5 protein-coding genes are annotated in these 9,560 nt (G+C 72.1%); 2 read left to right on the plus strand and 3 right to left on the minus strand.

The genetic code is table 11. The features are described from left to right. Window positions 1-9: 9 nt before the first annotated feature. Window positions 10-411: a trypco2 family protein gene (locus I6A60_RS13610; RefSeq protein ID WP_203042749.1), complete on the minus strand. Its 402-nt coding sequence runs from the start codon at window positions 409-411 to the stop codon at window positions 10-12. Window positions 412-941: 530 nt separating this feature from the next. On the opposite strand from I6A60_RS13610, the gene I6A60_RS13615 reads away from it, so the two are divergent. Then, the gene (locus tag I6A60_RS13615; protein WP_203024873.1) at window positions 942-3,146 is read left to right on the plus strand and encodes a UvrD-helicase domain-containing protein; all 2,205 of its coding nucleotides are present in this window, start codon (window positions 942-944) and stop codon (window positions 3,144-3,146) included. A gap of 110 nt (window positions 3,147-3,256) precedes the next feature. Here I6A60_RS13615 and I6A60_RS13620 read toward each other — a convergent pair whose 3' ends face one another. Continuing rightward, entirely contained in the window at window positions 3,257-4,036 is a 780-nt protein-coding gene (locus I6A60_RS13620) for a maleylpyruvate isomerase family mycothiol-dependent enzyme (protein WP_203024872.1), read from the minus strand. Between the two features lie 76 nt (window positions 4,037-4,112). Further along, window positions 4,113-5,162 (minus strand): phosphatase PAP2 family protein, encoded by a 1,050-nt coding sequence (locus tag I6A60_RS13625; RefSeq protein WP_203024871.1) that lies wholly within the window; start codon window positions 5,160-5,162, stop codon window positions 4,113-4,115. A gap of 462 nt (window positions 5,163-5,624) precedes the next feature. Here I6A60_RS13625 and metH point away from each other — a divergent pair, with 462 nt between their 5' ends. Beyond that, entirely contained in the window at window positions 5,625-9,335 is a 3,711-nt protein-coding gene (gene metH, locus I6A60_RS13630; protein ID WP_203024870.1) for a methionine synthase, read from the plus strand. Window positions 9,336-9,560: the final 225 nt, after the last annotated feature.

The following is a 9,560-nucleotide window of genomic DNA, read 5'->3' on the forward strand; positions in this document are numbered from 1 at the left end:
GTCCCGGTGTCAGGACGGGCGCGGGGCCGGCAGGGCGGCGCCCTCTTCGCCCTCGACAAGGGCGCCTTCCACATCGACGCCCCGGGTGACGGTCGTCTGGTGACCCTGATGGTCAATGACGACCTGTTCCACCCGCGGCTTCAGCGTCAGCGTGAGTTGCTGGGTGCGGCCGCGCTCTGCCGAGCGGGTGCCCTTGGCGCCGGCCTCGGCCTCGGCGAATACCCAGAACTTCGCCTTGCCCCCCGCCGACGCCTCGGCGGCCGTGGTCAGCGTGTACGCCACTTCCAGCGTCAGGCTGATCTCCTCGACCCCCAGCTTCAGGGCATCACCCGCCGCCCGGGATTGCGCCTCGCTCAGCTCGGCGCGCAGGTCCGTCAGGAAATCCGCCAGGCCAATCCGGTCCTCGACCATCGCCACCCACTCCTGTCAGGACACGGCCCATTTATGGCAGCGTGTCACCCGCGTCCAGGCCACGGCGGAAGAATAGCCGGCTTGACGGGTGGGACCGGGATCGGTGATGTCTACCGCCGTGACAGCCGTCCGCTTTGGCGCGGCGGATTACCGCGCGTGTCGCAGACCTGGCGGCCCGCCGGGTTCACACCGTTGCGTGGGCGTCGCCGCGGACCGTCCCAGGTCCGATCAAGATCATCTGCCGGCTGTTGCTGGGAGTCTGGCAGTCACAGTGGGTCACCGGCTGTCAAGCGGCGCGGACCACGGTGGACCGGCACGGACCGGAGACCGGGGGAACTGCGTGCCGAATCGTGTGATCAGACAGCGACGTTGACTGAGATGGCACGTGCGGTGGGGAAACGAGGGTTCCGCTCGTATGGTCTCGGGGAGCCCGCCCGGATCGGCGCGCGATGGCCGTCATGAGGCCCTGCCCGCGGGCTGATCCGCGCCGGGCGTGGACCTGCCGATGACGAGACCAAAGGGGACGCGCGGTGGCTCGGCTGGGCATCGACAAGGACTTCCTGTTGGACTTCGCGCGACTCGACAAGCCCGTTCAACAAAAGGTCTCCGCCACGTTCGCGAAGTTTCAGGAGGCCACCCATGCCGGCCTGCACCTCGAAAAGATCGACAATGCCCGGGATGACCGGTTGCGCACCATCAGGATCGACCGGTTCTGGCGTGGCGTCGTCCTCGCGCCGGACCGCGGTGACCATTACACGCTGCTGAAGGTGCTGCCCCACGAGGAGGCCTACGCCTGGGCCCAGCGGCGCAGGGTGTCGGTGAACTCGGCCACCGGCCGCATCGAGATCCGTGACAGCGTCGCCCTGGACTCCACGCTGCCGGAGCTGGACCGATCGGCGCGGCGCGGGCGCGGCGAGACGCGTCCGCTGTTCGCCGGCGTCGACGCCACGACGCTGCGCCGGCTCGGCGTCGACGAGCAGACTCTCGCCTTCGCCCGCGCCGTCACCGACCTCGCCCAGCTGGAGACCGCCCAGGCCTTCCTCCCCGAAAGCCAGTGGACCGTGCTCTACGGCCTGGCCGCCGGCATGTCGCCGGACGACGTCTGGCAGGAGATCGCCGCGGCCGTCCTGACCGTCAGTGGGCCGGACGAGCCGGTGAGCCCCGCGACCGTCGGGGCCGGCGCCTTCGACCCGGATGACGTGGCCGCCGCCGTGGAACGCAGCCAGGACCGGGTGGTGCTGGTCTCCGGGCCGGCCGAGCTTCTCGAGGTGCTCAACCATCCGTTCGACCTGTGGCGGGTCTACCTGCACCCGATCCAGTTCAAGGTCGCGAACGCCCGGTACCGCGGCCCGGCGCGGGTCACCGGCGGCCCGGGCACCGGCAAGACCGTTGTCGCGCTCCACCGGGCCCGCCACCTGGCCGCCGCCGGTGAGGGGCCGGTCCTGCTGACGACCTTCACCGGGACTCTGACCGCGACGCTGCAGACGAACCTGGCCCTGCTGGAGGCTGAGGCGGCCATCCGGGACCGGGTCGCGGTCCGCACCGTCGACCAGGTCGCCAACCAGATCTGGCGGTCCGTCCACGGCGCACCACCGCCGCTCATCCAGGGCGACGAGGAGCGTGACCTCTGGAAGGAGATCATCGACGCGCACGGGCTGGCGTTCGGGGACCGGTTCGTCGCCGACGAATGGCGCCAGGTGATCCTCGGCAACGGGATCACCGACCTCGCCGGCTACCAGGCCGCGTCCAGGGGCGGCCGTGGGAAACCGCTGACGGCCGCGCAGCGGGGCCGGGTATGGGCCGCCGTCGAGGCGTTCGAGGCCCGGCTGCGCGAACAGGGCGTCCTCACCCACGCGCTGGTCTGCGCCGAGGCGACCCGACTGCTCGAACAGGGTGCCGTGGCGCCCGACCTGTTCGGCCCCCATCCCGCTTCGGCGGGGCGCCGGCCGTTCCGCCATGTAGTCGTGGACGAGGCGCAGGACCTGAGCCCGGCGCAGTGGCGGCTGCTGCGCGCCGTCGTGGCCCCCGCCGAGAACGACCTGTTCCTCGCCGGCGACGCCCATCAGCGCATCTACGGCCACCGGGCGAGCCTGCGCGACCACGGGATCGTCGTCACCGGCCGGGCCAGCCGGCTGACCGTCAACTACCGCACGACCGCCGAGATCCTCGCCTGGAGCCTCGGCGTGCTGCGTGACGAGCGGATCGACGACCTGGACGGCGGGCTCGACAGCATCGCCGGCTATCGCTCCGAGCTGCACGGCCGCCGCCCAGTCCTCGCCGGGGCGCCGACGCCGTCGGACGAGGCCAAGGGACTTGTCGAGGTCGTACGCGGCTGGATCGACGCCGGCGTCGAACCGGCCGAGATCGGCGTCGCCGCCCGCACGAACGCCGTCGTAGAGGAGACGCTCACCGCGCTGCTCGACGCCGGCCTGCCCGCCCGGTCACTCGCGAAGCCGAAGCCCCGGGGCCGCAAGGTGGGAACGGGCAGCCAGGTCGCCGTCGGCTCGATGCACCGGATGAAGGGCCTGGAGTTCCGCTGCCTGGCGGTCACCGGCGTCGGGGCGGGCCAGGTCCCGTCGAGCGCGGTGACGCCGGCCGACGAGGACCCGTACGCGCACGCGCTGGACCTGCAGCGGGAACGCTGCGTGCTGTTCGTCGCCTGCACCAGGGCACGTGAGCAGCTCTACGTCTCGTGGCACGGCGTGCCCAGCCCGTTCCTCGCCGCGGTGCGCTGACCGGGCCACAGCGCGCTGCGCCGAGCGCTGACCGAGCCGCGGTGCGCTGACCGCCGCCGGGAAAGGGCCGCCTCTCCCGGCCGGGAGCGCCCCGACCGGGAGGCAGCCGCTCAGAAACCAGGGAAGACGGCGCGCAGAGTGTCCAGGTCGATGCCCTCCGCCGAGATCCCCGCCGGGGTGTGGGCGGCGTCGAGACGGCCGTAGGCGAGCCGCAGGAACGCCTCGGCCGGCGCGGTCAGCGTCGCGTCGGCGGAGATCGCACCGTCCCAGGGGGCCAGGGTGACGGCGTCACCCAGGGTCAGCGCGTACTCCCGTGCTGGCCCGGTCAGGGCGACGTGGACGACGGCCTTGTCCCCGCTGGGCCGGCCGAGGAAGCCGATCAGCAGACCCACCCCGTCGACGAGCTGCGCGACCGCGTCGGCGTCGACCGTCGCCGCCGGGTCGAGCGCGACCTTGACGTCCCAGGTGTGCAGGGCGTGCTCCGCCAGCCGCAGCCGCATCATCGTCACCCCGTCGAGCTTCATCGGCCCCAGCGGGAGCTGGAGCGCGGTGAGCGCCTCGGCGGAGATGGCGGCGTAGGTGTCGATCAGCGCCTGGTCGGCGGGCAGCGCGTCGGCGGCCTGCGCCTCGGGGGTCTTCGCGTTCCAGACGTCCCAGACACCCTGGAAGACGGCCATCTCGGGGAACGGCGCGTCCGCGAGCCCGGCGTCCAGGTTCAGCTTGCCGATGACGGCGCCGGAGCCGAGGTGCGACAGCACCTGCGCGATGGTCCACTCGGACGCGTAGGACGGCCCACGCAGCGCCGGGCCGTCGAGTCCCGCCGTCGCGGCGCTCAGCAGGTCGTGCGAGCGGCGAAGCGCCGCGAGAACGGAGCTGGCCTCGTCGGACATCGAGATGCTTCCCTTCGTTGGGTCAGCCTGGTCGAACCGGCGGCCGGTCCCCGCCGCGCCGCCTCGTAGGAACCGCTCAGCCGGGCGCGGGCCCGGGGGCGGCCGCCAGCCTGGGGCTCCAGGCCGGCCGTTGGACGCCGACCGGGATCCTCCCCGGTGGGCGTCCCGCCACCGCGGCCAGCCCCTGCGTGGGCACCTGCGCGCCGGCCTGTTGGGGCTTCGCCGGGCCGGTGCCGGCACCCTGTGCGGGGGTTGGGCGTCGCCGCGCGACCCGGCCGACCAGCAGCACGAGACCAGCGGCCAGCGCCAGATCCACGACGCCCCCGACGGCGTCGAAGAAGTAGTGGTTGCCCGTCGACATCACGACCAACGTCGTCAGCACCGGGTACGAGGCGCCCAGCACCCGGATGACGGGCCGGCGGGCGTGCCGCGCGATGAGGAAACCGCACCAGAGCGCCCAGGCACAGTGCAGCGAGGGCATCGCCGCGTACTGGTTGGTCAGGCCGCCGAGCCCGCGTGGCGCGCTCGCGTCGTCGTCCCACCAGCCCCAGTCACTGACCTGGGCCATCGTGTCGTGGAAGCCGGCACCCTGGAGCAGCCGCGGCGGCGTCGTCGGCAGCAGCCAGAAGCCCACGAGACCGAGGATCGTCGTCAGCAGGATCGTGCTGCGCGCCCGCCGGTAGTGCGCCGGGTTGCGGCGGTACATCCAGGCCAGCACGACGGGCGTCAGGATGTAGTGCAGCGTCGCGTAGAAGTAGCAGGCGGGCACCGCGAGGACCGTGGCGTGCACGAGGAAGTTGTTGAGCGGGTGCTCCGGGTTCAGGTGCGAGATCTGCTCGAGGTGCAGCAGCCTTCGGGCGGTGTGGTCGGCCGCGGCCAGATCGTCGCTCTTGAGGCCTCGGATGCCGGTGTACAGCCCGTACAGCGAGGCGATGGCCAGGATCTCCACCCACCAGCGCGGCAGCCGTTGCGCCGCGGCCGGGGCAGCAGTGGCCTTCGGATCGGGCTGCTCGCCCGGTTTCTGCCCGGGCTCACCGGCCGGCGCCGGTCTGCTGCCGGTCCTGGCGCCCTCGGGGCGCGGCGGGGGCGGCGCCGAACCGGCGACGTCGTTCGTCGCGATGACCACTGGGGACCTCCTCAGGACTGCGGCGGCGGGCCGGAGCGACCCGCCCGACGGCGAGGCGGGCATGGCAGAGGACTTAACAAAGCTAAAGACCGGCCATCGGCCGATTAGTCCCAGCAAAGCCCCTCGATCGGTGGTCGCCCATGGGGCTAGGCCCACTTCCCGGTGTGGCCTACGTGACAGGGCCGGCGGCTGGCTGCCTCGCTGCCAGGGCATCTGGCCTGGTAGCCGGCCTGAAGCGAGCGGGCTGCCCCCGGCCCGGCGGCCCGGCGGCGCGTCCCGGCAAGTCGGGCGCGGGCGCGGATGTCGCTGGAGGACCGGCGTGGCTACGCGGTAAGGTCGACACAGGTCGAGAGGCGCTGCGACGGGCCGGCTGCTGGTGTGAATCCTGAAGCCGGGGACCGCCACGCTCGGCTGGTTCCACATCCCGAAGGGCGCCTCCCACACAGTCTGCGGGAGGTCTCGATGGGCGCCGGCGTGAACCAGAGCCTGACAGCGGGGCACGAGGTCGCTCAGCGAGCGCGCCGGATCCAGGAGCTCAAGGAGCTGCTCGCCCAGCGGGTCGTCGTCGTCGACGGCGCGTACGGCACCATGCTGCAGTCCGTCGGGCTGACCCCCGCCGACTACCGCGTCGGCGGCGTCGTCCCCGAGGACCACCCGCGTGACGTCACCGGCGACCCGGACCTGCTCAACCTGACCCGGCCGGACGTCATCCGCGACGTCCATCACCAGTACCTGGTCGCCGGCGCGGACGTCATCACCACCAACACGTTCACGGCGACGAGCATCGGCCAGGGCGACTACGCGTTGCAGCCGCTGGTCCGGGAGATGAACCTCGCCGGGGCGGCGCTCGCCAGGAAGGTCGCCGACGAGGTCGCGGCCGAGACGGGCACCACGCGCTTCGTCGCCGGGTCGATCGGCCCGCTGAACGTCACGCTCTCGCTGTCGCCGCGCGTCGACGAGCCCGCCTACCGCGCGGTCACGTTCGACGAGGTCAAGGCGTCCTACGCCGAGCAGATCTCCGCGCTCGCCGACGGTGGCGTCGACCTGCTGCTCATCGAGACCATCTTCGACACCCTGAACGCGAAGGCCGCGATCGCCGCCGCGAAGGAGGCGGCCCCCGAGCTGCCGCTGTGGATCTCGGTGACGATCGTCGACATGTCCGGCCGGACGCTGTCCGGGCAGACCGTCGAGGCCTTCTGGGCGTCGATCGCGCACGCCGAACCGCTGGTCGTCGGGCTGAACTGCTCACTCGGCGCCGCCGAGATGCGGCCGTACGTCGCCGAGCTGGCCGCGCTCGCCGGCGCGCACGTCGCCAGCTACCCCAACGCCGGCCTGCCGAACGCGTTCGGCGGCTACGACCAGACGCCCGCCGAGGCCGGGCAGCTGCTGGGCGAGTTCGCGACCTCCGGGATCGTGAACATCGTCGGCGGCTGCTGCGGCACCACCCCGGCGCACATCGCCGCGGTCGCGAAGGCGGTCAAGGACGTGGCGCCGCGTGGCCTGCCGGACCGGCCGGCCCGGACCAGGTTCTCCGGCCTGGAGCCGTTCGAGATCGCGCCCTCCACCGGCTTCGTCATGATCGGTGAGCGGACCAACGTCACCGGGTCGGCCAGGTTCCGCCGGCTGGTCGAGGCCGACGACTACCAGGCCGCCGTCGACGTCGCGCTGGAGCAGGTGCGCGGCGGGGCGAACCTGCTCGACGTCAACATGGACGCCGATCTGCTCGACGGCGAGCAGGCCATGACGACGTTCCTGAACCTGGTCGCGACCGAGCCCGAGGTCGCCCGCATCCCGATCATGATCGACAGCTCCAAGTGGAGCGTCCTGGAAGCCGGGCTGCGCTGCGTGCAGGGCAAGGGCGTCGTGAACTCGATCAGCCTCAAGGAGGGCGAGGAGCCGTTCCTCGACCACGCCCGGCTGATCCGCTCGTATGGCGCGGGTGTCGTCGTCATGGCCTTCGACGAGCAGGGCCAGGCCGACACGACCGAGCGCAAGGTCGCGATCTGTGGCCGCGCCTATGACCTGCTGACCCAGAAGATCGGCTTCCCGGCCGAGGACATCATCTTCGACCCGAACGTGCTGGCCGTCGCCACCGGTATCGCCGAGCACAACGGCTACGCGAAGGCCTTCATCGACGCCCTTCCGCTGATCAAGGAGCGTTGCCCCGGGGTGCACCTCTCCGGTGGCATCTCGAACCTGTCGTTCTCGTTCCGGGGCAACGACGTGGTGCGCGAGGCGATGCACTCGGCGTTCCTGTACTACGCGGTGACCGCCGGGCTCGACATGGGCATCGTCAACGCCGGCCAGCTCGCGGTCTACCAGGACATCCCCGCCGACCTGCTGGAGCTCGTCGAGGACGTGCTGTTCGACCGCCGTGAGGACGCCACCGACCGGCTGGTCACGTACGCCGAGGAACTGCGCGCCTCCGGCGGTGGCGCGACCGGCCCGCGCAAGGGCGCCGACATGTCCTGGCGCGCGGGCACGGTCGAGGAACGCCTCTCACACGCGCTCGTCCGCGGGATCGTCGACTTCATCGAGGAGGACACCGAGGAGGCCCGGGCGAAGTCGGCCCGGCCGCTCGACGTCATCGAGGGCCCGCTGATGGACGGGATGAAGATCGTCGGCGACCTGTTCGGCGCCGGCAAGATGTTCCTGCCGCAGGTGGTCAAGTCCGCCCGGGTGATGAAGCGTTCCGTCGCCTACCTTGAGCCGTACATGGAGGCCGAGAAGGCCCAGGCGCTGGCCGAGGGCCGGATCGCTCCGGGCCGCGGCGCCGGCAAGGTGGTCCTCGCGACCGTCAAGGGCGACGTCCACGACATCGGCAAGAACATCGTCGGCGTGGTGCTGGGCTGCAACAACTACGAGGTCATCGACATGGGCGTCATGGTGCCCACGGCGAAGATCCTCGACACGGCCGTGGCCGAGGGGGCGGACGCGGTCGGCCTGTCCGGGCTGATCACCCCGTCGCTCGACGAGATGGTCTCCGTCGCCGCCGAGATGGACCGCCGCGGGCTGAAGCTGCCGCTTCTCATCGGCGGCGCGACCACCTCCCGCCAGCACACCGCCGTGCGGATCGCGCCCGCCTACCAGGGCACGACCGTCCATGTGCTCGACGCGTCCCGGGTCGTCGGCGTCGTCTCCGACCTGCTCGACGCCGACCGCGCCGCGGCGTTGGACGTGCGCAACCGCGCCGAGCAGGCGACCCTGCGCGAGCAGCACGAGAACCGGCAGGTCCGGCCGCTGCTGCCGCTCGCGGCCGCTCGGGCCAACCGGGAGCAGATCAGCTTCGACAACCTGCCCACCCCGTCGTTCACCGGCCTGCGGACGCTGACGCCGTCGATCGCCGAGCTGCGCGAGTTCATCGACTGGCGGTTCTTCTTCCTCGCCTGGGAGCTGAAGGGCAACTACCCGGCGATCCTCGACGAGCCCGTCGCCCGCGAGCTGTTCGACGACGCCACGGCCCTGCTCGACCAGGTCATCGCCGACGGGACGCTGACCGCGCACGGCGTGCACGGCGTCTGGCCGGCCCACGCCGACGGCGACGACCTCGTGGTCGCGTCGCCCGACGGCGACGTTCGGTTCCCGATGCTGCGCCAGCAGACGGAGAAGCCGGCTGGCCGGGCCAACCGCAGCCTCGCCGACTACGTCGCGCCCGCCGGCGGCGGCGACCACCTGGGCGCGTTCGCCGTCTGCATCCAGGGCGCCGACGCGTTGGCCGCCGGCTTCGAGGCCGAACAGGACGACTACCGCTCGATCATGATCAAGGCGCTGGCCGACCGGCTTGCGGAGGCGTTCGCCGAGTTCATCCACCTCGAGGCCCGCCGGACCTGGTTCGAGCCCGACGCCACCCCGGTGATGGCCGACCTGCACGCCGAGCGTTTCCGCGGAATCCGGCCCGCGCTCGGCTACCCGGCCTGCCCGGACCACACCGAGAAGCGGGAGCTGTTCGACCTGCTCGGCGCCGAGACCCTCGGCATGCAGCTGACCAGCTCGTTCGCGATGACACCGGCGGCGGCCGTCAGCGGCCTGATCTTCGCGAACCCCGAGGCGCGCTACTTCACCGTCGGGCGGATCTCCCGCGAGCAGGTCGAGGACTACGCCGCCCGCCAGGGCAAGCCAGTCACCGAGGTCGAGCGCTGGCTGCGCCCCAACCTCGGCTACGACCCCGCGTAAGCCCGGGGCGGCTCGGCCGGTGTGTGCCCCAGCCGCTCGGCCCCCGTTTGGGAGAAGGCCCAGATCAGGCCTCCCTGTGATCGGGAGGCCGTCGCGCGGTGCCCAGTCCCTGGATCGCGGGCCGCCGCACGGTCTTGATCGCTGTTTCGGCCCTAATGGGAGCTGCCGGGTTGCCGTGGGGCAGGCTCGGTGTCGGTAGCCGCTGGTGGGTGAGCGCTCTTTGGC

This window comes from Frankia sp. AgB1.9, assembly GCF_016786355.1.
Taxonomy (GTDB): Bacteria; Actinomycetota; Actinomycetes; order Frankiales; family Frankiaceae; genus Pseudofrankia.

What these genes read in the sequence shown, in the direction of transcription:
- I6A60_RS13610 (WP_203042749.1), bottom strand. Translation starts at nt 411, where the DNA reads ATGGTCGAGGACCGGATTGGCCTGGCGGATTTCCTGACGGACCTGCGC.
- I6A60_RS13620 (WP_203024872.1), bottom strand. Translation starts at nt 4,036, where the DNA reads ATGTCCGACGAGGCCAGCTCCGTTCTCGCGGCGCTTCGCCGCTCGCAC.
- metH (WP_203024870.1), top strand. Translation starts at nt 5,625, where the DNA reads ATGGGCGCCGGCGTGAACCAGAGCCTGACAGCGGGGCACGAGGTCGCT.